At 42.4% G+C, this 24,572-nt stretch carries 22 protein-coding genes and 1 pseudogene; 11 read left to right on the forward strand and 12 right to left on the reverse strand.

Features of this window, described 5'->3' with window-relative positions; translation table 11 throughout:
• A partial coding sequence (locus tag ACE1AT_RS09150) for an ATP-binding protein (protein ID WP_374867480.1) occupies nt 1–1,696 on the forward strand: 1,696 nt, incomplete at its 5' end.
• Between the two features lie 194 nt (nt 1,697–1,890).
• Nucleotides 1,891–2,442 (forward strand): transposase, encoded by a 552-nt coding sequence (locus tag ACE1AT_RS09155; RefSeq protein WP_374867482.1) that lies wholly within the window; start codon nt 1,891–1,893, stop codon nt 2,440–2,442.
• A gap of 83 nt (nt 2,443–2,525) precedes the next feature.
• On the opposite strand, the gene ACE1AT_RS09160 is transcribed toward ACE1AT_RS09155, so the two are convergent.
• Together ACE1AT_RS09160 and ACE1AT_RS09165 are read right to left on the reverse strand one after the other, a co-directional pair.
• Nucleotides 2,526–2,924, reverse strand: coding sequence for a hypothetical protein (locus ACE1AT_RS09160; protein ID WP_374867484.1), 399 nt, complete (start codon nt 2,922–2,924; stop codon nt 2,526–2,528).
• Nucleotides 2,925–3,132: 208 nt separating this feature from the next.
• Nucleotides 3,133–4,551 carry a site-specific integrase gene (locus ACE1AT_RS09165; protein WP_374867486.1) on the reverse strand — a complete coding sequence of 473 codons (1,419 nt, stop codon included), beginning with the start codon at nt 4,549–4,551 and terminating at the stop codon, nt 3,133–3,135.
• Between the two features lie 110 nt (nt 4,552–4,661).
• On the opposite strand from ACE1AT_RS09165, the pseudogene ACE1AT_RS09170 reads away from it, so the two are divergent.
• Together ACE1AT_RS09170 and nifK are read left to right on the forward strand one after the other, a co-directional pair.
• A pseudogene (locus ACE1AT_RS09170) lies at nt 4,662–4,808 on the forward strand (nitrogenase molybdenum-iron protein subunit alpha); the annotation flags it as partial.
• 155 nt (nt 4,809–4,963) lie between these two features.
• Nucleotides 4,964–6,271 carry a nitrogenase molybdenum-iron protein subunit beta gene (gene nifK, locus ACE1AT_RS09175; protein WP_374867488.1) on the forward strand — a complete coding sequence of 436 codons (1,308 nt, stop codon included), beginning with the start codon at nt 4,964–4,966 and terminating at the stop codon, nt 6,269–6,271.
• A gap of 129 nt (nt 6,272–6,400) precedes the next feature.
• Here the strand turns inward: nifK and ade are convergent, their stop codons facing one another.
• The 6 genes from ade to ACE1AT_RS09205 all read right to left on the reverse strand — a co-directional run bounded on the left by ade (nt 6,401) and on the right by ACE1AT_RS09205 (nt 12,392).
• Nucleotides 6,401–8,035, reverse strand: coding sequence for an adenine deaminase (ade, locus tag ACE1AT_RS09180; protein ID WP_374867490.1), 1,635 nt, complete (start codon nt 8,033–8,035; stop codon nt 6,401–6,403).
• A gap of 201 nt (nt 8,036–8,236) precedes the next feature.
• On the reverse strand, nt 8,237–8,446 hold the full coding sequence (locus ACE1AT_RS09185; protein WP_374867492.1) for a hypothetical protein: 210 nt from the start codon (nt 8,444–8,446) through the stop codon (nt 8,237–8,239).
• Between the two features lie 286 nt (nt 8,447–8,732).
• Nucleotides 8,733–8,924 (reverse strand): hypothetical protein, encoded by a 192-nt coding sequence (locus ACE1AT_RS09190; protein ID WP_374867494.1) that lies wholly within the window; start codon nt 8,922–8,924, stop codon nt 8,733–8,735.
• A 757-nt stretch (nt 8,925–9,681) separates the two neighbouring features.
• The gene (locus ACE1AT_RS09195; protein WP_374867496.1) at nt 9,682–10,242 is read right to left on the reverse strand and encodes a hypothetical protein; all 561 of its coding nucleotides are present in this window, start codon (nt 10,240–10,242) and stop codon (nt 9,682–9,684) included.
• A gap of 574 nt (nt 10,243–10,816) precedes the next feature.
• The gene (locus ACE1AT_RS09200) at nt 10,817–10,999 is read right to left on the reverse strand and encodes a hypothetical protein (protein WP_374867498.1); all 183 of its coding nucleotides are present in this window, start codon (nt 10,997–10,999) and stop codon (nt 10,817–10,819) included.
• A gap of 58 nt (nt 11,000–11,057) precedes the next feature.
• Nucleotides 11,058–12,392 (reverse strand): hypothetical protein, encoded by a 1,335-nt coding sequence (locus tag ACE1AT_RS09205; protein WP_374867500.1) that lies wholly within the window; start codon nt 12,390–12,392, stop codon nt 11,058–11,060.
• 339 nt (nt 12,393–12,731) lie between these two features.
• Here ACE1AT_RS09205 and ACE1AT_RS09210 point away from each other — a divergent pair, with 339 nt between their 5' ends.
• Complete coding sequence (locus tag ACE1AT_RS09210) at nt 12,732–13,391, forward strand: ABC transporter ATP-binding protein (protein WP_374867680.1); 660 nt, start codon at nt 12,732–12,734, stop codon at nt 13,389–13,391.
• Nucleotides 13,392–13,455: 64 nt separating this feature from the next.
• On the opposite strand, the gene ACE1AT_RS09215 is transcribed toward ACE1AT_RS09210, so the two are convergent.
• Both ACE1AT_RS09215 and ACE1AT_RS09220 read right to left on the reverse strand, forming a co-directional pair.
• Nucleotides 13,456–13,653: a type II toxin-antitoxin system HicA family toxin gene (locus tag ACE1AT_RS09215; RefSeq protein WP_374867502.1), complete on the reverse strand. Its 198-nt coding sequence runs from the start codon at nt 13,651–13,653 to the stop codon at nt 13,456–13,458.
• Entirely contained in the window at nt 13,654–13,899 is a 246-nt protein-coding gene (locus ACE1AT_RS09220) for a DUF1902 domain-containing protein (protein WP_374867504.1), read from the reverse strand. It lies immediately after the preceding gene.
• 472 nt (nt 13,900–14,371) lie between these two features.
• Between ACE1AT_RS09220 and ACE1AT_RS09225 the strand changes: the two genes are divergently transcribed.
• From ACE1AT_RS09225 to ACE1AT_RS09250, 6 genes are all read left to right on the forward strand, one after another.
• Nucleotides 14,372–15,481: a hypothetical protein gene (locus ACE1AT_RS09225; protein WP_374867506.1), complete on the forward strand. Its 1,110-nt coding sequence runs from the start codon at nt 14,372–14,374 to the stop codon at nt 15,479–15,481.
• Between the two features lie 34 nt (nt 15,482–15,515).
• Complete coding sequence (locus ACE1AT_RS09230; protein ID WP_374867508.1) at nt 15,516–15,671, forward strand: hypothetical protein; 156 nt, start codon at nt 15,516–15,518, stop codon at nt 15,669–15,671.
• Nucleotides 15,672–15,993: 322 nt separating this feature from the next.
• Nucleotides 15,994–16,191 (forward strand): DUF2281 domain-containing protein, encoded by a 198-nt coding sequence (locus tag ACE1AT_RS09235; RefSeq protein WP_374867510.1) that lies wholly within the window; start codon nt 15,994–15,996, stop codon nt 16,189–16,191.
• Complete coding sequence (locus ACE1AT_RS09240) at nt 16,188–16,448, forward strand: type II toxin-antitoxin system RelE/ParE family toxin (RefSeq protein WP_374867512.1); 261 nt, start codon at nt 16,188–16,190, stop codon at nt 16,446–16,448. The genes ACE1AT_RS09235 and ACE1AT_RS09240 overlap by 4 nt, the downstream gene beginning before the upstream one ends.
• Before the next feature lie 205 nt (nt 16,449–16,653).
• Complete coding sequence (locus ACE1AT_RS09245) at nt 16,654–19,020, forward strand: ABC transporter permease (protein ID WP_374867514.1); 2,367 nt, start codon at nt 16,654–16,656, stop codon at nt 19,018–19,020.
• Nucleotides 19,021–19,160: 140 nt separating this feature from the next.
• Complete coding sequence (locus tag ACE1AT_RS09250; protein ID WP_374867516.1) at nt 19,161–20,564, forward strand: efflux RND transporter periplasmic adaptor subunit; 1,404 nt, start codon at nt 19,161–19,163, stop codon at nt 20,562–20,564.
• On the opposite strand, the gene ACE1AT_RS09255 is transcribed toward ACE1AT_RS09250, so the two are convergent.
• Both ACE1AT_RS09255 and ACE1AT_RS09260 read right to left on the reverse strand, forming a co-directional pair.
• On the reverse strand, nt 20,565–23,312 hold the full coding sequence (locus ACE1AT_RS09255; protein ID WP_374867517.1) for a UPF0182 family protein: 2,748 nt from the start codon (nt 23,310–23,312) through the stop codon (nt 20,565–20,567).
• Nucleotides 23,313–23,396: 84 nt separating this feature from the next.
• Nucleotides 23,397–24,563, reverse strand: coding sequence for a hypothetical protein (locus tag ACE1AT_RS09260; protein ID WP_374867519.1), 1,167 nt, complete (start codon nt 24,561–24,563; stop codon nt 23,397–23,399).
• Nucleotides 24,564–24,572: the final 9 nt, after the last annotated feature.

Below are 24,572 nucleotides of genomic sequence, written 5' to 3' on the forward strand. Positions count from 1 at the left end.
GCACGGGAGATTTGCTCGTTTCCTCCATCTCCCCTTCCCTCGCCTCCGGCATTGGTCAGGGAAGTGTCGTCAACTTGCACGCATTCTTCCCGACGCTCATGCAACGCAATTGAGCGCGGGGCTGCTGCTGCCAAAGCTCAACGCGATCGATTCAGTTATCATTACCACCTTAGTGGCTCGCTTCATTCAACTACCATACCCATTTCATAAAGCACAAGATGCGATTAAATTTATTGCTTTGCTCCTCCCCTTTACACCCTTTACCGCCTTGGTGGGGACAACAACTCAGTGTGTTGTTGGAATTTCCACCTGGGACAACTTTCAAACGATTTGGCTGGGGTGGTATATCAGCACTGTTGTCAGTATGTTAATTATTGCACCTGCATTATTAGCATTGTTTCACCATTTACGCACCCGTCAGCGTGGGAAACGAAAGTTGCTGGCAGAATTTTTTCTCGTCTTAGCACTGTTAATCGGCATTGGGTGTGCAGCCTTTGGCAGTGACAACCCAGTAGAATATATGATGGTGCTGCCGTTGCTGTGGGCTGCTTTTCGGTTAGAACAGTGGCAAACCACACTTTTAATTATTGTCATGGCAATAATTGCCATTGTTGGTACATCTAAAGGATTTGGGTCTTTTGCCAAAGACTCAGTTGGCACTTCCTTGATGCTCCTGCAATCCTTTATGAGCGCATTGACTATTGTCACATTAATTTTATCGGCGGCGAGGCTGGAAAATCGCACTTCCTCCATGCAACTAGAGCAAGCCAACAATGAGCTAGAACTTCGCGTTGAGCAGCGAACTTCTGAACTGATACAGACTCTACAAGATCTGAAAACTGCACAGGCGCAGCTGGTTCAGAAAGAAAAAATGTCAAGTTTGGGACAATTGGTGGCTGGTATAGCGCACGAAATTAATAATCCAGTCAATTTCATTCACGGCAACCTGACTCATGTACAGGAATATACTCAAGATTTATTGTCCTTTGTGGAGTTACAGCAGGAGTATAATTCTGATCCTGCTCCAGAAATTTTAACAGCTGCCGAGAAGTTAGATTTGGAGTTTTTGCAGTCAGACTTACCGAAAATGTTGTCTTCGATGAAAGTAGGTACTGAGCGCATTCGGCAAATTGTGTTGTCGCTACGCAACTTCTCGCGCATGGACGAAGCTGAATATAAAGCCGTTGATATTCACGCAGGGATCGACAGCACTCTGATGATTTTGCAACACCGCCTCAAAGCCACATCAGAACGACCAGAAATAGAGGTGATTAAAGACTATGCTACTCTGCCTTTAGTAGAGTGTTATGCTGGACAACTTAACCAGGTATTTATGAATATTCTGGTAAACGCAATTGATGCATTGGAAGAATGCAATGCCAAGCGTAGTGATCAGGAAATTCCAGATGATTCAAATCAAATTACGATTCGCACAGATATTGTTAATACTACCTGGATAGAAATAGCGATCGCTGATAACGGCATTGGTATTCCTAGCAACATTCAGCAACGCATATTTGATCCCTTCTTCACCACCAAACCAGTTGGTAAAGGAACCGGGATGGGGATGTCCATCAGTTATCAAATTGTTACGGAAAACCATAACGGTAAACTAGAGTGTCACTCAACTCCTAATGAAGGAACAGAGTTCATCATTCAGATTCCTCTCCAGCAAAAAGTTCATAGTACGGTTTAATTTGATTAACCACGCACCTGATCATAAGAATGCGATCGCTCTGTCACCAAAAAATTATTCTGTAGGGTGCGTCAGCGTTAATTTATGTTCATGATGAAATAGTAACCCAATCTGACACACCCCACATTGGTTTAGTAGTAGCGTGTATCTGTTGCAGTCAAAATTTTTGCACTTAAATATTAATAAACCGAACAATGTCCAATTATCGCCGAGCGATCGCTTCTGGAGGTACTTTCTTTTTTACTCAGGTAACTTATCAAAGAATTCCTTGGCTATGCAGCGATATTGGTCGAGAACATCTCCGCAAATCTATTAGGCGAGTTCAGCAAATTTATCCTTTCTCTATTGATGCGATCGCTCTTTTACCAGAACATATTCATTGTATCTGGACTTTACCGGACAATGATAGTAATTATGCAATCCGTTGGCGATTAATTAAAAGTTTTGTTACCTATAGCTGTGCAAAGCAATTAGGTATAACAGCAGAAATTAGTGAATCTCGCCAAAAACGCCAAGAAAGTAATTTGTGGCAAAGGCGATATTGGGAACATTTAATTAGAGATGAAAAAGATTTTGCCAACCATTGTGATTATATTCATTATAATCCCGTCAAACATGGTTTATGCCAATCTCCCAAGGAATGGCAATATTCAAGTTTTCACCGTTTTGTTAAACAAGGATTTTATTCAAAAGATTGGGGAACAGTTCAAACACCAAATATACCAGAAAATACTGGTCGAGAATAACCGATATATTGTAGGGTGCGTCAGCATAGATTTATTTGCGTGATGAAATACTATACCCAAGCTGACGCACCCTACTTGCTATACTACGGAATGATACAATCATAGTTTATTGTATCATTTAAAGTAGACGGTGTATTAATGAATTTTATTAATTCTTGAATTTGTTTCAAAGCTGTTGAATTTTGTCCAATAAGATTGTTGGTTATTGTCTGCTGTTCCAAAAGCTGTTCTTTGGTAGATTCTAGTTCCTGTTGGAGCTTGAGTAAATGTAATTCAAAAACTTGATATTTAGAAATACTATAATTTGCTTCCACATTCAAATCTGGAATAGAAGTCAAGTTCTGGTTTATTTTCCTCCACTGTTGTTTGATTTTATTGATTTCAATGCTTCGGTCAATCCCAAATTTTAATTCTATAAACTTATGAGCAGCAATAGCTTCAATAAATCCTTTACGTAATTCTTCTAAAGAATCTTCTTGCATAGTTTATCATTTTATTGAAATTCATTTAAGTTTAAAATTAAGCTAGCTTTCTGGCATCAGTAATTATATCAAAACTCGTTAAATACGAGTAGACATGATAGCTTCAGATTCCCCAGGAGCGAGCAAATTTGCGATCGCATCCGCAGTCTAACGGAGTGAATTGTTTGCCAGTTGGGTGGCTCTGCATGACATTATTTCTTTATTACATTTAACTTCGCTTATAAACTAACTCCATCTTCAACTTCTCAATCTCCAACTTCAACCTTTCATTCTCCATCTTCAAATTCGCATTCTCTTCCCTAATCAACTCAATCTCATTCCTCTTAGTCAACGCCTGATTAATCGCCAACTTCCGCATATCAAGTGAAAACCAACGCTGATAGGTTTGCGTGTGAACTTGTACACTATGACCCAAATTATCTGCTGCTGCTTTGATTGGTATGCCTAAAATGTGCGCTCGAATTGCCCAAGCATGACGTAAATCATAGGGCTTAAAATCCAATCCAATTTTACGAAACCACCAACTAACGCGCTGTGTTAAAGCAGTTATCTCCGCATGATTATTTTTATCTTTTTTACTAATTGCCGTTGCCAACATTTCTAAGTATTTAGGATTTCTTAAATCAAACTCTTCAATCCATTCTTTATGTAACGGTAATGCTTGTCTTTCCCCTGTTTTACAATCTTTATTTACCTTCCATGTTAAGTCTGTATTTTCTTTACTTAACCACCAATCTATATCAGGATTAATAAAAATTTCCCTTGGACGTAAACCAAACACTGCTAACATTCCATACGTCCAGCGCCAAAGTTGCCAGCTATCTTTTACATCTTGATTGACTTGATTACCTCTGGTATTTAGATAGTCTTCAAATTTATTAATTCCTGTTTTGATTTCTGCATCAGTTGGTATGTTCCGGGAATTGCGATCGGGCATTTTGGAATATTTAGACAAATCAATTTCTATATTGAATGTCTGGCAAAATGCAGATATAGCTCTGGCTGCATTATATCTAGCCCATTCTTTATCGATTTGTTCAATGGAACTGATCAAATTTTCCGCAGTTGCTAAATCCTGAGAATTAGTGTATCGCTGGGTGCGGGAAAAATAATAGAAAAAAGTATGTTCACTTTTAGTCGTACGTTTATGGGTTTTAAAATATTCTTCTGCAAATGTTTCCAGTAAATCACCTATTGTTTTAAAATCTTTCTTAATTGCTTCCTTCGCTAAATATTTATCGTTCCATTCAAAGGTTTTACGAGCAATTAACTTACCTAATTCGTAAGCTTCCTCCTCAGCTGTCTTGAGTCCATCTAGATTAGCAGGAATATTCAAACTGAGATTGTATTGCTTTTTCCCAGTCCCTCTTGTGTCCTTATCCCCCGGTTTAATTGGTAACGTCGCACGTAATTGCAGACTTCCATTCGATTCCCTAATTGTTACTTTTGTTTTTGCAGACTTCAAACGCAGATTTACCTTCTCTAATTCTTCTAGTACTTTTGCTCTCATATGCTCCCTTTGTTGCTTTGCTTGCAGACTTGAGCCAATAAAACTGCCGTCAGTAGATGACAGTAGCTCTAAGTCTGCAAAGGCTTGCTGATACTTGTCTTTATCCTGATTTTGCATCGCTGTGGTATTAGCCTATATTTAGCCTAAAAATTTATTTGTGATTAGCAAACAATGTTTATGATTAACACTGCTTACTACAAACATTAAGCTGTTAAAAGCCATTAAACCACAAAAAGGATTACTCCGGGCCTTATCACGGTTACGACGGCTTCGCCATCTTCGCTCGCGACATGGACATAGCACTCAATAGCCCAACTTGGGGATTAGTTAATACTCCTTGGAACAAGAAAGAAGCTAAAACCAAAGTTGCCTAAAAAAAAGTCTGAACTGAGGACTAGGGATTAGGGAGTGGGGATTAGGAATTAGGTTAGAATTCTTCCCCAATTCCCATTCCCCGATTCCCAATTACCAATCCCTGGTCTGCGTGTAAACACCATTACCCACCCCAGCAAGCAAAAGAGATACAAAAATGCCACAGAATCCTGACAAAATCGTAGACCATGTAGACCTATTTAAACAGCCAGAATACACCGAACTCTTCAAGAACAAGCACGAACAATTTGAAGGCGCACATTCTGACGCAGAAGTAGAACGGGTTTCTGAGTGGACAAAAGGTTGGGACTACCGTGAAAAGAACTTTGCCCGCGAAGCATTAACAGTTAACCCAGCTAAAGGTTGCCAACCAGTAGGTGCAATGTTTGCAGCCCTCGGCTTTGAAGGAACTCTTCCCTTTGTCCAAGGTTCTCAAGGTTGCGTTGCATACTTCCGTACTCACCTTAGCCGTCACTACAAAGAACCATGCTCTGCTGTTTCTTCTTCTATGACAGAAGATGCAGCCGTATTCGGTGGTTTAAATAACTTGATTGAAGGTATGAGTGTTGCTTATACACTCTACAAGCCCAAGATGATTGCTGTTTGCACCACCTGTATGGCTGAAGTTATCGGTGATGACTTGGGTGCATTTATCACCAACGCTAAGAATGCTGGTTCTATTCCCCAAGATTTTCCTGTACCTTTTGCTCACACCCCTAGCTTTGTTGGTTCCCACATCACTGGTTACGACAACATGATGAAGGGAATTCTATCTAACCTGAGTGAAGGTAAGAAGAAAGACAAAACTAACGGCAAAATCAACTTCATCCCTGGTTTTGATACCTACGTTGGTAACAACCGCGAACTCAAGCGGATGCTAGGTTTGATGGATATAGACTACACAATTCTTTCTGATACCAGCGATTACTTTGATTCACCTAATAATGGTGAATACGAAATGTACCCAGGTGGTACTAAGTTAGAAGATGCTGCCGAAGCTTGCAACGCTGAAGCTACTGTTGCTCTGCAAGCTTACACCACTCCCAAGACCCGTGAATATATTGAAAGCAAGTGGAAGCAAAAAACTAAGGTTTTGCGTCCCTTTGGTGTCAAGGGTACAGATGAATTTCTGATGACACTCTCAGAAATGACTGGTAAGCCCATTCCTCAAGAGTTAGAAATCGAACGCGGTCGCTTAGTTGACGCCATGACCGATTCCTACGCTTGGATTCATGGTAAGAAGTTTGCAATCTATGGCGAGCCAGACCTAATTATCAGTGTTGTTAGCTTCTTGTTGGAATTGGGTGCTGAACCAGTACATATTCTTTGCCACAACGGTGACGAAGTATTCAAGAAAGAACTGCAAGCTATTCTTGATGATAGTCCCTTCGGTAAGCAAGCAACTATCTGGCTTGGTAAAGACTTGTGGCATTTCCGTAGACTAATGTGTTTGCTATCAAGATAAATTGCCTGCACCCTTTCGTTTAAAATTATCCACAAACCCGATAAAGGCTATGTCAGGATCATAACAACATAGAACTAGTTGTAAAGAAATTATGAAAGAAATTATGATGGATGTTTTCTCATCTATTCCTCAATCAATCCACAGAGAAACAAACTGGAAATCTTTGCCACTAAACAATCCGCGATCGCTCAATTTTAAATCGGGAATTACCAGCAGCGCCATGAAGGAAAGCGTCATAAATGGTGCTAATAGTTGAGAACCCAGATGTTTTGCCCAAGCATCCATTTGAGCATACTGTTTTGCAACTATGTAGCCATCTGCATCACTCATCAGTCCAGCTACAGGTAAAGGAAGCACTTGGACAGTACTGTTTTCTACTACAGTAATACCTCCTTTAGCCTCAATCACCGCATTCACCGCCGCGCAGAGTTCCTCGTCAGTTGTACCAACAGCCACGATATTGTGGGAATCATGAGCCACACTAGAGGCGATCGCTCCCTGTTTGAGTCCAAAATTCTGAATTAATCCTACGGCTGGTGGAGTATTTTTGTAACGGTTGACAACGGTAATTTTGAGAACATCATGTTCTATATCTGCGATCACTTCGCCATTTTGAATATAGGCAGGTAGATGCTTTTCAGTTGTGATTAACTGTCCGTCAACTGCTGTAATCACGCGCACAGTTGAGCCGTTTTCGGGAATGCGAAAATCTGCCACTTGTTTCTCAGTTGCGAAAAATTGATTTATCGGTGTGACTGGCACAGATGCAAGTATAGCTTGTCCCGCTTTCGCTGCTAAAATCCCTTTGCAGTAGGTAGACAGTACGGTAAAGTCTTGTAAATTTTTCACCACGATGAAATCCGCAGGATCGCCAACTTGCAGTAATCCTACATTCATTTTGTAGTGCCAGACAGGATTAACACAGGCAATTTGCAACACATTCATGACATCATGACCTAATGCCACAGCACGCCGCACCAGTTCGTTGATATGCCCTTTGACTAAATCATCAGGATGCTTGTCATCACTACAAAACATGCATCGATCTGGGTAGGAATCAATCAAGTTGTGTAATGTATCAAAATTTTTGGCTGCCGAACCCTCACGAATGATAATTTTCATTCCAAATGCAAGTTTATCCAGAGCTTCCGCCAAGGTGCAGCATTCGTGGTCGGTAGTAATTTTAGCATTAGCATAGTTGCGTGCTGCCTCACCACACAATCCTGGTGCATGTCCATCAACTGGATGTCCTAATTTTTGGGCAAGCCGGATTTTTTCCATCACCTCCGTTGTGCGATTTAAAACGCCGGGAAAGTTCATCACTTCGCTGAGGTAAGAGATACCATCTTGCTCAAACAGTTCGCGAATTTCTTTGGCTGTCAATTCTGCACCTGCTGTTTCAAACTCAGTTGCAGGAACACAGGAGGGCGCACCAAACACTATTGTGAACGGTGTTTGGGCAGCATTGGCAAGCATAAAACGAATACCAGCTAACCCCAGGACATTGGCTATTTCGTGGGGATCGGAAACTGCTGCTACCGTACCATGTACCGTTGCCAGACGGGCGAATTCAGTTGGTACGAGCAGAGAACTTTCGATATGAACGTGAGCATCAATAAAACCGGGAAGAATATATTGGTCGTAGTCTTGCCCATTTTCATGTGCGATCGCTTGAATGTGTCCGTTGTTGATCAAGACTGTTCCCGGAAATATGGTTTTGTGGAGAACGTCTACGATGTTTCCAGAAATGCTAAAGCTTGCCATAACCCACCTTCCGGTACAACAACGAGTGATGAAGAGATTCTCGTCTAGCTTAAGTATAAAATGACTTTTTCATTCTCTTCCCCAACCATGTTCAAGCTCATTCAATGCGAGAACTTTTGAAAGCTGCTCTTTGATTAGAACATTGTGATTCTCGCCATCCATAATTAGCTGTCAGTTCTGCTACCGCCCCTAATTTCTCACTCACTCCGAGGAATTTTTCAATTTGTCATGTTCTTCCTGAGTAACCCGGTAGACTTCTTTGTCCATCATATGGATTTCATACACTGCTTCTTTTCCAGGAAAAAATAAAAATCCAGGTTGTTCTTCTTCGATTTCTACTATTTCCGAAACTGCATTAGGATTGATCTCAACATGAATGCCTTCTGTCGTTTTCAATTCTACAGGTTTCATGCCACCCTCCTTGCTCCCTAGCAAGCTTGATTACTAATGGTTGCTTAATTTAATGCTAGTACAGTCACAACTTACTTACTAAAATCAGCAAAAATAGTTAATCATAAATACGCTACAAGTTCAGATTTAGCCAGTAGGGAGGAAACTGGGTAAGAAATAAACAGATAAGGGGCGGGCTTTTGAGTGTTCTTTAAATAAGAAAGATTAGGCACACAATTCGCGCAGTGTAAATACTGGAATCTTCCCAGAACCCAATCTCTTTTATTTACCTGACTTTATTGTTTAATCAAACATCAACATTTATCTGTTCTATCTGTCTAGCAGCTTTCTCCCAAAGCTTTGCTGAAGTTTCATCTTGCCAATGAGTTCTCATATTTTCCGCTTTTTTGTGACATATTCGCTCTAACATTTCTAAGATTGCTGATAATGTCAATTGATCAACTAATCCTTCTAAAATCTCCATATATTCTTTTTGCATGATCTTTACCTCCTTAATGTCATCTGAATATTTTCTAATAAAACCCATGTAAATGACTTTTGTGTTCACAAATAATAGATTAAGATTTGTTGCTGATTGCTACCAATATTCTGCTAGCTTATACACGCAGTTTAGCCTATTTAGAATACTCAATTTTGAGAATTTATTTTTAATAGATGAAAAACCAAAAAATAGCACTTGCAACTATCAAAATATGTTAATATATAAGTGAGATCGCAGAGAACCTCTAACACAGATAAAATAAAGTGGCAACACCCTTACCAGAAAGCGGAGGTAAGAGTAAAGCCAAACCAGGATCTCGGAAGATGCGACTTGTGGGAGGTTCGAGTGAGGAGTCTGCGAGACGTATAAACCTAAGTTGGTTGTGGAGGAAACCTTGTATCAAATAAACTGGGATAGCTGATGGGTCTAGTTGTAAACAACTAGACCCGTCAGTTTATTTGTAGATAGGCATTCAGTGATCGCACTAAAAACCTTGAGCGATCGCATTAGATTGAAATAATCTAGATTTCCGTTACTCAGTGCATTGGTTTAGTTGACTTTTTTGATGAGGGACGTTCCTAGGGATCTCCAAAAAATAAAATGCCCAGCCGTATTAAATATATTTTGGCCAAACCCAAGGTAGAGCGCGCTTTCGCTTTGAGGGCGAAAGCGACGGCTGGGCATTTTATTTCGAGGATTGGCCCTACTACTGCAATGAGCGAATGGGTGATGGACATAAAGCCTAAAAACATTATTAGGTGCCTGAGTCCTCTGTGTTTCTAGTTTCACTCCTAGAGAACCTTCTTGTAACGAAAAATAATTTCGTGACACCAAAAACTACTAGGATAAAACCAGCAATTCCTAAAACTATCCAGAACCAGATGAGTTCTTTTCTTTTCGGAAAGTCCAAGCTTAGATCGTAATGTATTTGAGTTTGCTCTGTTACATCACCAAAGTACGATATCCCAACCGTCCACTCTTTACCTCGGCTGATAAGTTCAGGTGTTGCTGTGAATTCTACCTGAGTAGATAATCCGTCCTGGCGATCAAACGGTCTGTCTTGAGTGGATAAACTACCTGGTACTGAAGGTCCGTTCAGAACTAATGCAACTGGTTCTTGGGCTTTTGCTCTTGCCACTATGCGCCCTGGCTGGTTAACTCTGAAGGTGTACGTGTAAGTCGTGAAATTACAACCAAGTACATCTTTATAATTGCCAATATCGGAATACGTTCTATCTTGCGAAAGAGCACTAAATCGAGTTTCTCGAAGGTATTTCACAATGCCTAAGTAGAGTGATTTGCCTTCCTCTGTCATGAGGTGAGCTGGACGGCTATATCCCCATAAAGCTAAGTTTCCCTGGATCGCAATTCGCCAGTACCTGCCTTGACATCTGGTGGTTTTCGGTTCACGTCCTACCCCCTGAGCACCGAGCGCCTGACTGGAGCACTTAGTTGCAATGATTGCGGCGCTGTTGAAAAGGAACCTCCCACAATTACAATTCCAGGCTTGTAATCTAACAGTTCATCTATCTGGTTAAAGTGTAAGTATTTAAGTTGAAAATCCTTCTGAGACAACAGGTCTAGGTAAGAATTTGCGGTCAACCGATCAGAAGCAACGAAAACAACTCTGTTGGAAGGGAAAGACGGAAATAGCCTGTCTCGCAATGGAACTATCACTGTTACACGCAGTTGAGAATAAGAAACAACAATTGCTGTAATACCAGTAAGTACTGCAACAATCCACTTTAGTCCATCCGGAAGCTTGGAAAGTGTCTCGGAAAGCTTGATCCCGATGTTCTTAAGGTTATTCATAAATACGGTTCATATTCCAAAATCTTGAATCTACAGGGGAGCAACGCAAAAAAGTTGGATCGAGGTGTAATTGAGAATTAAACAGCTAAATTCTCAATAAAATTTGATTTTTTGGTTGTGATAGCACATAAAAATAGCCAATTTACGCCCCAAATTTTACTACCCAACTTTTTCAGGTTGCTCCCATCTACAGAAACTACCTTGTTACTTTGGCGATCGCATTGCATATCTGCTGTCTTATTTAGACTGTTCAATGCCACAGCTTTAATTGGCTAAAGTTTACCTTAGCAACCAGAGCCAGCATATTTTTAGTGAATATCAACTGGTAGTATCGAGAATCAGTTGGCGATTGTGCAAGCGATCGCCTTTTGATCTCCACAATGTCCACAGCGCACCCAAGCCAACAAAGATAATCATCAAGCTGAGAATATCACCGAAAACTGGTATTGCGGTGAGGATAACAAATACTACCAAGCCAATAATGAGGGATGTAAAACGTCTATTTGATACGTTTAGTCGTATTTTGTGTAACAGCCATTGTCCACCCAGAAAACTGAGGATAATCTGAGGCACATAGCTGGCAAAAATCAGAAACCCAATTACCAAGCTAAGATTAGCCAGTATTCCCAAGCCTATGGTTGGCAGGATTAAGTTTGGCAGAGTTAACGCAAATAGGGTAATCAGAATGCTGGCTGCAATTGTAATGACAATCATGATTGCCCAAATACCCAAAAAGCTGACAATACCCCAACCGAAACTAGCTAATGGTCTAGCTTGCACTGTTGCTGCCAAACTTTGAGTCCAGGTAGGTATAAACCGCAGCATTAACCATCCTATGAGTATCAATGTTAACAATTTCTGGAACTGATGAATTACAATCCAAGCGGGATTTGGTCTACCTGCCAATTCTGGAGCCAATTCTTCTTGAACCACACCACCTTTTACCTGTGCGTTTTGACTAATATTTGCTGTGGTCAGCGATTTGTATGTAAGTTTACCACCAACTTGAGCAGAATCATCCAGGGTAAGACCAATTGGAACTTGTGGAATAGCCACAGGTGTTTGGGATGCGAAAGGTCCTCGCAAAACATTGGGATCGGCGATCGCGGTTACTGTCATGTTCCCGCCAACAGTACCTCGCAAATCCAGGGAATTCATCCCACCAACAACATTCCGGTCAACTTTGCCAGCCAATAAGGCCTGAGCGCCACCAAAATATAAATTTCCCCCAACTGTACTACCTGCCTGATTTTCTAGACTTGCGCCAGCTGCCATCAGATCATCTCCCAGCCGTGCTTTGCTACCCAATTGCAATACCTGACCGGCAATGCGAGCATCATCTTTGACTGTGCCATTGATCACTATCGCTTGACCAGCAGCCATCAAATCTCCTTCGACTGTGCCATTAATTGTTATTTTCCTTCCAGCCAGCACCGCATCACCTTTGATAGTACCGTCAACAGTCAAGTTTTCGCCAGCCAAATACACGTCATCGTTGATGACCTCATTTGCATTTATTACTATTTGCTCTCGGCCTTCAGTGATCGTTGACCAGGCTGGGAAAATAGTCAACAGGATTCCTAGTAAAGCTAAAACCAAGATTAATAGGATTCTTCTAATTGTTGAAGTTCGCAAGATATTGATTATATTCATTGCTTTACCTCGCTAATTGAGGATAAACAGCAGGATAGGGTGAACAAAGGCGCTAACAAGGGTAGGTGGACGGGGGTGAGGGGTGCGCTATTCTGAGGTTAGGAGAAAATATTGAGGAATTTGTGAGGAAAATACTGCCTTGGCTACACAGATCCCCGGCTTCTTAAAGAAGTCGGGGATCTCACAAAAAACTCAAAATTTTTTCCTATAACCATATTCATCTGAGTCTAAATTATAGTTATGAGCAAGCAGGTGGATCAAAATCCACAATTTCACCTCAATCTAACTACATCGCCGCAAGTTGTCTTCCATGTGGAAAATATCACTAAGGTGTATCGCATGGGTGAGGTGGAAGTTCATGCTTTACGAGGAGTTGACCTAGACTTATATGAAGGTGAATTCGTAGTACTGCTAGGAGCATCGGGAAGCGGTAAATCAACTTTGCTGAATATTCTGGGTGGACTCGATATACCTACTAGCGGTCGTGTGTATTTTCGGGGACGTGAAATCACCCACGCTAGCGATGCAGAATTAACTCGGTTTCGTCGTCACTGTGTCGGGTTTATTTTTCAGTTTTATAATTTGATTCCCAGCCTGACAGCAAAAGAGAATGTAGCATTAGTCACGGAAGTTGCTCGTAAACCGATGCGTCCGGAAGAGGCTTTAGATTTGGTGGGATTGAGCGATCGCATCAACCATTTTCCCGCGCAGATGTCTGGTGGCGAACAACAACGGGTAGCTATTGCGCGAGCGATAGCCAAACGTCCAGAGGTGCTGTTATGCGACGAACCTACCGGGGCGCTAGATTACCAAACAGGTAAGCTGGTATTGGAAGCACTGGAACAGGTAAATCGTGAGTTGGGGACAACAACTGCGGTGATTACGCACAATGCTGGTATTGCAGGGATGGCTGACAGGGTAATTACGATGCGAAGCGGTCAAATTACCAGTGTGCAGCAAAATGAGAGTAAGGTTGCGCCTGCACAGTTGGAGTGGTAGGTGTAGTTGGGTGCGATACTCCGCAGGAGTCGCTACGCGATCGCATGAAGTATAAAAATAAAGATTAAAACGCTTTCAGCAGTCCTGCTTGTTTCAAAACAGCGTTGGCTGTATGACGTGATTTAATAGAACCATCTACTACAAAGCGACGATCTGTGATTGGACTGTACCAAATTTCATGGTCTCCTTTCCCTTGTCGTTCAAAGTAGCAGCCAGCCTCAGAAAGAATCTTTTTCAACTCAGGAGTAAACGACGCACCCATCTATGAAGCCACCTCTATCAACTCTTGTCGATGGCTAGTTAACTCAAAGCTGATAGAACCAACATAATCAGGAGGCACAATTCTGTTGAGAAAAATGAGTTCCGGAATCATTTCTCGGAGCTTTTGCGTAAGAACCTCAATTGTAGAAGCTTCTGTGACCAATCCTGGCACATCTTCGCTAGTTGCAACCCAAACTTCTGCTTCAGCATCCCAAAATGCTTGAACTTTAAATGTCATTTGTTTCATTATCAAACTGTAACGACGTTATTTTTAGTTTAAACTAAACTTCACTCGTTAATATCGTCATTTGTCATTTGTCATCTGTCATTGGTAAGAGTTTCAGTGATTTTATATTTCTTAACATAGTTATGTTTAGAACCGTAGTTTTTTGTAATTAGGGTAAATGCCTGTGAAATTTTCTGCAAATTTCGTAGGGTGCGTTAGCGATAGCGTAACGCACCATCATAGTTTTGGGGTGCGTTAGGAACGTAACACACATTACATAACTTACCATCCGAACCAAAGCTTTTATCAACTCAAACTTCAACTTACTCTACATCTCACAACTTCCTCAAATTTATCCCCTAACCTCAAGATTAAGGTGAGCGATCGCATTGGTTATGCCAATTCTCAGCACATTCAAAACATAAGAAGTGAGACGCAAATCAAAAAGGCCACAATGACGTGGGAATCTGGTTAATTAAATCCGGAGGTCTCTATGTCTGATGAAGACAACAACATCCTCAAAACCGAGGACAACATCGAAATACAAAAGCTTCTGTTAGACCAGAAGCGCCTTGAGCAAGAGAGAGAACTGAAACTAAAAGAATTAGAAATCGAGAGAAAGCAGGCAGTAAGGGGTCAGTGGACTGCGCCTATTCTCGTCGCCCTTATAGGAGGGATTATTGGCCTCCTGAGCAACTTTTGGAGCAGCTACCAAAACCGGGCCCTTGAACGGGAAAAGCAAGAAGGAACCTTAATTTTAGAGGCAATCAAAACAGGACAAACCAAACAAGCCGCAGCAAACCTAATATTTCTGGACAATGCTAAGTTAATTCACTTAACTGAAGAACAACGTAAACCACTGGTAGATGAAGCTGGTAAGAATCCTTTGCCTTCTCTACCCAAGGCTGGCGGGATAGTCTTTCAACCGTCCGTTGCTTTAACACCCGAACTTCAAAACTCTCTCGAAGCCTCATTAAACTCATTTCAAAAATATTTGCAAAATTTAGGGTACAAGTCTTCAGACAGTCAAATCAGCGTAGAGGTGCAACCTGAAGTTAAAGGAGATGCCTATTACGATGGAGCGCATAATCATATGGTCTTATCTCAAGCTGCAACAAGCGATCTAGATATCGTTTTCCGTGAATATGCACACTACATTTTATTGTCCCTCATCAAGGAACCATTCCAAAATTGGGGGCAAGCTTACAGATCAATCGAATCTGGCTTGGCGGACTATTTGCCTTGTAGCTTTGGAGGGAATCCATTGGTTGCGGAAACATTTGCTAAACAAGCTTTCAATAAAGACTATATCCGTAACCTTCAGAACGAACGCAAGTTTAGCGATCTCCCTGCGAATGCTCCTGAACAACTGCTTGGCGAAATTTGGGGTGGTGCTTTTTGGGAGATGCGTCAACAATTTGGGCAGGCGATCGCGGACAAACTCCTCTTTTTGGCTTGGACTAATCTTCAGCCAACGGAGATTCGTAACAACTCTGCTACTAATTATGTTAACAAGCTGTTAGAAATGGATCGAGATATTGAAGATGGAAAACATATCAACGACATCAGGACAATCTTTGAACGTCGGGGGCTAAAGCTGTAAGTACCCGTCTCAACTCGTCACAATCAGATAACCCATGAAAGCACTCGACAAAAAACTCATCCGTGACCTTTCACGCTTGCGTGGTCAAATCATTGCGATCGCCTATACTAACTTGAACTCCACCTATTCGCTTAAAATTAGAGTAACCCATACCTCCAGCCACAAACCCTATGAGCATCGTGATTCCTGATGATATCCTCAGAGCCGCAAATATGAGCGAGGATGAGCTAAAGGTAGAGATTGCCATCATGCTGTATGAACAGTAAAAATTGTAGGTTGGGTGAAGCGTACCGCTGACGCGGAACCCGCAGGGTAGCGTAACCCAACATTTATACTTTTAATGTACCCAAAATATCATGTTGGGTTCCGACGCAAAATAAATTATTCGTCAAACATCGATACATTTCGTGCGTCTCTACCTAACCTACATATCAACTTAAGAGGTTTGTGTATGAAAGCGCTATGCCTTGGAAGAATAGTATAATGCAATCAACCTGCATAAAGTAAAATTTATGAATGTCAAACAAAAAATAATTGAAGAGATAGAAAACGTACCAGAAGAAATCGTATGCGAGGTTCTAGATTTTTTGTTATTTTTGAAAGCCAAAGAAGATAAAGAAGATTTGGAGGATGCACAAGCTGCATTAAAAGAAGCAAAAGAAGTTGGCACGACTTCCTTGGATGAACTCAAAAGAGAGTTAGGTTTGTGAGTTACGAAGTAGAAATTGCTCCAGCAGCAAAAAGAGAAATAAAAAAATTACCCCTTGATGTTCAACAGAAAGTTGTTGCTAAATTAGAAGAACTTGCTATCGAACCTCGTCCTGATGGTGTGACCAAATTAGAAGGTTCGGATAATTTATACAGAGTCCGATTGGGAAAATATAGAATTATTTACGAAATACAGGATGGTTTGTTATTAGTTACGGTTGTCAAAGTAAAGCATCGTAAAGATGTTTATAGGTCGTGAATAATGATGACATCCTCAGAACTGCAAAGATGAGCGAAGATGAGAAAAATAATGTAGAGACGTTGCATTGCAACGTCTCTACAAGTATTTTGGGTAGCTGAAGATGGCATTATGTATTTTTCGTAAACTGGTCTCACAAGTTCCTCAAAATTTTTGCCTAACCTCAAAATAAAGGTGACAAATCCTTGACGAGACGGCAATTATCATGAAAGCACTCGACAAAAAACTCATCCGTGACCTTTCACGCTTGCGTGGTCAAATCATTGCGATCGCACTCGTTGTCGCCTGTGGAATTGCCAGTTTTGTCTCGATGTTGAGTGCTTACGAATCCCTGAAACTCTCCCAGGCTACCTATTACCAGCAATACCATTTTGCTCAAGTCTTTGCCCAACTCAAACGCGCCCCCGAATCACTGTCAGCGCAAATAAGGGAAATTCCCGGAGTAGCGCAGGTACAGACACGGGTAATCGCAGATGTCAGCCTCGACATTCCCGGACGGAATGAACCTGCGACGGGGCGGTTAATATCGATACCAGAGCGCCAAACGCCGATGCTCAATGACCTCTATATAGGTAAAGGGCGCTACATTGAACCAGGACGCAGCGATGAGGTATTAATTAGTGAGAACTTTGCCCAGGCACATAACCTAAATTTGGGTGATTCTGTGGGTGCAGTGATCAACGGACGCTGGCAAAAGTTGCGAATTGTCGGGATAGCGCTGTCGCCAGAGTATGTCTACTCCATCCAGGGAACAGGCGACATTTTCCCTGATAATAAGCGGTTTGGCGTTTTTTGGATGGGACGGAAAGCGTTGGGAACTGCTTTTAATATGGATGGGGCGTTTAATGATCTGACGCTGACGTTGATGCGGGGTGCAGTTGAGGCGGATGTGATTTTCCACCTCGACAAGCTTTTGGAAAAATATGGCGGGTTTGGGGCTTACGGACGCAAAGACCAACTTTCTAACCGTTTTCTCTCAGAAGAAATTACCCAATTACAAGGGACTGCAACTATAGTACCGTCCATTTTTCTGGGTATCGCTGCATTTTTGTTGCACATCCTACTTTCTCGGATTATCGCCACCCAACGCGACCAAATCGCCGTCCTCAAGGCTTTTGGTTACAATAACTTAAGTATTGGTTTACATTACCTCAAGTTTGTCCTAGCGATCGCATTGACAGGTGCATTCCTGGGAACAGCTTTAGGGTTGTGGTTTGGTGCGGCTGTCACCAAAAATTACACGCGGTTTTTCTCCTTTCCCCTCCTGCGTTACGAAGCGGGGATAAGTGTGGTGGCTGGTGCTATTTTTATTAGTCTTGGTGCGGCTGTCATCGGTGCATTTATGGCTGTGCAGAAAGCAGTTTCTCTCCCTCCCGCCGAAGCCATGCGTCCCGAACCACCCGCCCATTTTCGCCGCACTATCATCGAACGCTTGGGTTTTCAGTCTCTGGTTTCGCCCGTCGGTCGAATGATCCTGCGGAATTTGGAACGCAAACCAATCCAGGCTTTGCTGTCGATTGTGGGTATTTCCCTGGCGGTAGCCATATTGATTGTTGGTCGTTACTCAACCGACGCGATGCAATACATGATTGATGTGCAGTACCGCCATGTCCAACGAGAGGATGTGACGATTGTGTTTAACGAACCCCGTCCGAACCGCGCGCGTTATGAAGTCACCCATTTACCAGGTGTCTTGCGTGCCGAACCATTCCGCACCGTACCCGCAAGGTTGCGTTTTGAACACCGCACCTATCGCATTGGTTTGACAGGATTGGAAGTAGGAGGCGAACTGCGTCGGTTGGTGAATCGCAATTTACATGCGGTAAATCTACCAGAAAATGGGGTCATGCTGACGACAAAGCTAGCGGAAATTCTCGGAGTCAAACCGGGTGATGTGCTGACAGTGGAAGTTTTGGAGGGAGAAAGACCAACCCGCACTGTTGCCGTTGCAGGGCTAGTTGATGAACTCATCGGTCTGGCTGCATACATGGATATCCGGGCATTGCATCGGTTAATGCAAGAGGGAGGAACCATATCTGGAGCATATTTGGCGGCTGACTCACTGCAAATTGAGCGACTCTATGCGCTGCTAAAACGGACACCAGCAGTGAGTGGGGTATCGATACGGGAGATGGCGATCGCTCGTTTTCAAGAAACCATCGCGGGCAGCCTCAGTATTTTCACTAGTGTAATGGTAATTTTTGCTTGTGTTATTGCCTTTGGGGTGGTTTACAACGCCGCCCGTATTGCTTTATCGGAACGCAGCCGAGAACTGGCAACGCTGCGGGTTATTGGTTTCACGCAAGCCGAAATTTCGGTAATTCTTTTGGGCGAACAAGCAGTACTGACGCTGGCGGCAATTCCCTTGGGTTTTGCGATCGGATTTGGTCTTTGTGCGTTAATGTCCCTTACCTACAACTCAGAACTTTATCGCATCCCCTTAGTTGTGACTAGGGCAACTTTTGCCTTTGCGTTTGTGGTGGTGACTATAGCCGCTATTGTTTCTGGGGCAATTGTGCGCCGTCAATTGGTGAATTTGGATTTAGTTGCTGTGTTGAAAACGAGAGAGTAATGGCAATACGGTTCGGTTAGAGGTTGTTTGTGAGAATTTCAGATTTATCCGCTTCACAAGTTCCTCAACTTTTTGGTTTAACCTCAATTCATAGCCAGATCAGGATTTCTTGATCGCGATCGCATGACGTGAACGTGGTTATGAAGCTATTACCCTTACCCGATCAACCAACTCACCGCAAACCCAGCCCGGAAACTGAAACTGTGTCCAAGCGTCTGCGGAAAATCTCACCCAAGCCGTTGATTTATGTTGCGATCGCAATCGCCACCTTCGTTTTCATTGTACAGGCATTCCGTCCTGCCCCCATTGCTGTTGATACTGGGCTTGTGAGTCGGGGTGAGTTACGAGTTACAGTTAATGCCGAAGGTAAAACAAGAGTACGCGATCGCTTTACCATTTCTGCTCCCGTTGATGGTCGTCTTGCCCGCATTGAACTAGATGAAGGCGATAAAATCAAGCAAGGAGATATCGTTGCCAGAATTGACCCGCTTCCTCTCACATCTTCAGTCAAAGAAGCTTTAGGAAGACTGGCAGAATGGCAAGCACAGCGCCAAGGTGTCGCAACGCAACGACCGAAGGAAGCAAATTTAGAACAAGCACGCCAAAGAATTCAAGCAGCAATAGCGAATCAGCGACAAGCTGAAGCAAGAGTTGTACAAGCACAAGCAGCACTTGAGCAAGCACGACGGGATACCCAACGCGCTCAACAATTGCAAGCATCTGGGGTAATTCCTCGCAAAGATTGGGAACTTGCAGAACTCAATCAAACCACCAAAGTCAAAGAATTGGAAACTGCAAACCTAGCTGCAAAAGCAAGTGCAAATGAAGTTGAGGTAGCACAAGCAGCCCTAAGTGTATTGCAACAGCAAAAAAGCGACCCCGATTATCTACTCAAAGTTTACGATGCTCGTATTGCTAGCGTCGAAGCCGAACTTGCTAATTTAAAAGATGAAGCAGCTCGTACAGACATCCATTCACCCGTGAGTGGACAAGTATTGCGAGTACAAAAAAAAAGCGCCCAATATGTGACATCTGGCACTCCACTTTTAGATATTGGCAATGTCTCCAACCTGGAATTAGTCATTGATGTGCTTTCCAGCGATGCCACCAAAATTAAACCAGATGCTCAAATTTTCATCGACCAAGGAGCCGAAACCAAAGCAATTCAGGCGAAAGTTAGATATATAGAGCCTTCTGCATTTACCAAAGTTTCTGCCCTTGGCGTTGAAGAACAGCGTGTCAATGTCATTGGTGATTTTACTGATAAATCTCTCTCATTTGGTGATGCTTATCGCGTTGACGTACAGATTGTTGTCTGGGATGGGAAAAACGTATTAAAAGTACCACTGAGTTCGCTGTTTCGCTGTGGTAAATCCTGGTGTACTTTTGTGGTTAACAATGGCAAAGCTGAACGACGGCAGATTGAAATTGGGCAGCGTAGCGATTTTGAAGCTGAAATTAAACGAGGACTTCAGCAAGGGGAAGTAGTAATTCTTCATCCCAGTGAGCAAATTGATGACGGAAAGCGCGTTAGTTATCGGTAATTACTTACTACCCTGATTCAACTTCTGCAAAATCTCTTCTAATTCTTGCTGATAACGTCCATACTCAGCCCAATTGCTTTGACGCAGTGCTTCCTGTGCTTTTTGATAAGTTGCCAACGCAGATTTAGCTAAATTTGATACTTCTCCAGTGATGGGACTAGGTACTGGCTTCTGTTCCTCAACACCACCGAAAATTGCTGCTAGAGATTTTTCTAAAGTGTCTTCCATTACCACAGCTGTGTTATAGGCAACAATTACCCGTTTGAGTTCAGGTAACTCGCCCTGTTCTGCTCGCAAATATACTGGCTCAACGTAAAGTAAAGATTGCTCAATCGGAATTACTAACAAATCTCCGCGAATCACTTTAGAGCCAGCCTGACTCCATAGAGTAAACTGTTGGGAAATTTGCGGTTCTTGGTCAATTCGCGCCTCAATTTGCCGAGGGCCAAAGATGAGTTTTTGTTTGGGAAATTCGTACAACAGCAACTTACCGTACTCTTTGCTATTGGAACGCGCCGCCATCCAGGCAATCATGTTGTCTTTGTTAGCAGGGGTGAAGGGTAAAATTTGGATAAATTCTTCCTTGGCTGCTCCTGGTAAGCGCATAATCATGTAGTAAGGCTGCATGATATGTTCGTTTCCTTGATAGGTTTCGATGGGCAAGCGCCACAAGTCTTCCCGGTTGTAAAACATTTCCGGGTCGTTCATGTGGTACACAAGATATATTTGCGCCTGAATTTTAAATAGGTCTTGCGGATAACGAAAATGCGCTTTTACCTGAGATGGAATTGCAGAGTTGGGTACAAATAGGTGAGGAAAAATCTTTTGGTAGGTACGCAGTACGGGGTCAGCTTCATCGACAACAAAAAACCGCATTGTCCCATCGTAAGCATCAAGTAATACCTTAACTGAGTTGCGGATATAGTTGATATTACTGTGTAAAATCTGTTCAAGATTTCCGCCCTGGAAATTTTCGGCAGCATTCTGAGTTTGTACCACTGGCTGAGAATAAGGATAGCGATCGCTCACTGTATAAGCATCCACAATCCACTGTAATCTACCATTAATTAGCACTAAGTAGGGGTCGCGATCCAAATGCAGAAACGGTGCAACATGACTTACCCTTTCCTGAAGTAAGCGGTAGTAATGGATACGCGATTGTTGATGAAAGTAATTGGAAATTAAAATCTGAAGGCTACCCAAATCGTAAGCATAAGCTAATCTGTGCCATATTGTGGGGATTGATACGCCGCCTTTACCGTTGTAGGTAGTATAAGCATTGCCATTACCAAGGGGATAGTCAAACTCTGGGGTTTTTGTACCAGTAAAAATATAGTTATCAGTTTTTTCCCCATAATAAATTGCTGGCTGGCTCACCTGTAGATCCACGCCAGAGACAGGCGGAATATCTTTGATATACAATTCCGGTAAACCATCGGATGTGACTTGGTTAACTGGACTCATCACCAAACCGTAGCCGTGGGTATACTTCAAACGCTGGTTAACCCAAGTTTTAGCCTCTGAGGGTAATTGAGAATAAGCTAGTTCCCTTCCCGATAGCATCACCTGTTGATAATTGCCATTGAGGGTGTAGCGATCTACATCTACACTATGAAATTGGTAATAAAGCCGAATCTCTTGAATTTGCCGATAGGTACTAAGAAGCGGGCGGTAGTCCCATAAGCGAATATTGCGGATAGTTGGCTGGTTTGATTGCAAAACTTGACGGTTTAATTGGGCTACGGCTGTATAATTTTGCCGTTGCACGTCATGCAAATGATAGGCATTCTGGGTAAATTTGATGTTATTGGCGATGTAGGGCTTTTCTTTAGTTAATTCGTTGGGTTCAACGATAAATTGTTGGACAAACCAAGGGTAAATACCGTTGAGTAAAACTAAAGCTATAAAGAATAATACAATCCCCGTCATGGGTAAGGCGTAACTTCTTCGCCTCATCGAGAGAACTAATAGGACTGCTACTGATAACGCAATAATGCTTGTCACCCAGTAGGCAAACAACCGTGCGTGAACATCAGTGTAACCAGCACCAAATACAATCCCATTAGTTGAGTAAAGTAGACTGTAACGTTTTAGCCAGAAATCAACAGCAATTAATCCGGCGATTCCTGCTAACAGCAAACTTAAATGGTTTTTGACCTTACCATTCAGGGGATTTCGTCCGTTACGCCGCCTGAGTGTAAAACTACCTTTGAGGAAATAAACCAGAAAAGATACTATTAGCCCCCAGACAACAGCGAATAACAACCAGTTCCAAATAGCTTGGTAAAGCGGTAGCTGGAAGACATAAAAGCCAATATCCTGTTGAAATATCGGATCGCGATCGCTAAAATTAGTAGGATGCAGATATTTAAGAATAGTTTCCCACATTGGGGTACTGGCACTTGCTGCACCAAACCCAATCAACAAAATCAACGCTAAAGCCAGAAAATTAGCAAATTTATCGGCATAGTCTTCTACCAACGTGCTGTCTTCAAACAAGCGAAAGGAACTATGTCGGGTTTGGTGCATAGCAATCTGATAGTTTCTCCAGAGAAACAGAGTGTAGAAAACAAAGGTTACGACCCAAGCGAGAATTTGCCAGGTTAACCTTGCCCAAAATACTTCCGAAAAACCTACTGTATCAAACCACCATGCCTCAGTCAGAATATGCACCAGTGTTTTAGATAAAGATAGACCAATAATTGCAATCAGGATGATTATTAAAATGCCTCTGTGTTTCAGGTTCATATTTTTGCCTTCCCTTTAATCCATTCCTGATTGAAATGTGGTCTAAGTATTCTGTTCCTCATCCCCCGTTCCCCGTTCCCTATCTCAATAGCGAAATACCGCAGCTAATGCTGTATCATCTGGCATATCTGCCGACTCAACTGCATAGACGGTACCGCCATTTAAGATAGTCTGAGTTGCAGCGAAATCTAATAATTCCTCGTCGTTGGGTTCTGCATTCGGATGTACCTGAACCGTTTGGGTGTCTGGGTCAAAAGTACCCCACTGCTGCTGATTAAGAGCGACAATTAACTTGTCAACGCGCCCCTGACAAGCAGCCGGAATAGTTTCTGTAATTTTGCTGGAGGCTTTTCCAGTTCCCAACAGTTCTCGGTATTGATTCATCGCCTGTTGTTGCGCTTGCAAAAATAATGGTTCCACTATTTTCCAGGCTTGGGCGTGTAATTCTTCTGGTGTCAGTAGTTCTGCATTGCCTGTTATACTAGCATCTATGAGATCAGGATAAGTATTTGCCTCTCGGTAAATCGGCAAAAGATATTCCACTCCAGCCAGCACCAAGGGAGCGTGTTCCTCTTTGAGGAACTCCCGCAACGCCTCATTTACCCGATGAAAGTATAGGCTAAGGTTTTCCTTATGATCCTCATTACCAGCACCATGACCGTGAAATACCGTGACTCCACCAGGAGCGGCGTGTCGTCCACCTTTTGCCCCTGGAGTGCCTGTATGGGAAGGGGTTTGTCGTTCTGGTTCTTCAAACCGCAGTACCTCAGCTAAACTTGGCAGTATGCCAGTTAAATCAATCTCTTCAATGTGATAACGAGTGCTTTCTAATAGCCGAATCAGATTATGGCTGAGAGCTAGGACATAGAAATGCCCATCGCTATGAAATAGAGGAAATAGAGATTTAAGGTAAAAACGGTTACTTACAATTACTAATTCTGCAAAATCTATAGGTAGAGAGTAATACCGCAAAAAGTCCTGGGAGCAGAAGATTACTAAACCATTACTTTGATGTTGCCAAAATTCATACTCATCTAGCTCTGTAACTGGTTTTAGTAAGTTTTTCGCATCTTCAGAACGCCAACCATGCTCAATCAAACGTTCTTCAGCTTCTCGGATTAAATTCCTAAACCGGATTGGATTCTGTTGTGTGTTTGCTCCTGAATGGTAAGTTGGGATAAAAATTGATACACAAACTTCTCTATGTTGTTTTGCTAGTGTTTCGAGTTCCGCAATAGAGAGTAATTTCATTCGTTTGCC

The sequence above is a fragment of the Pelatocladus sp. BLCC-F211 genome, from assembly GCF_041928655.1.
Classification (GTDB): domain Bacteria; phylum Cyanobacteriota; class Cyanobacteriia; order Cyanobacteriales; family Nostocaceae; genus Pelatocladus.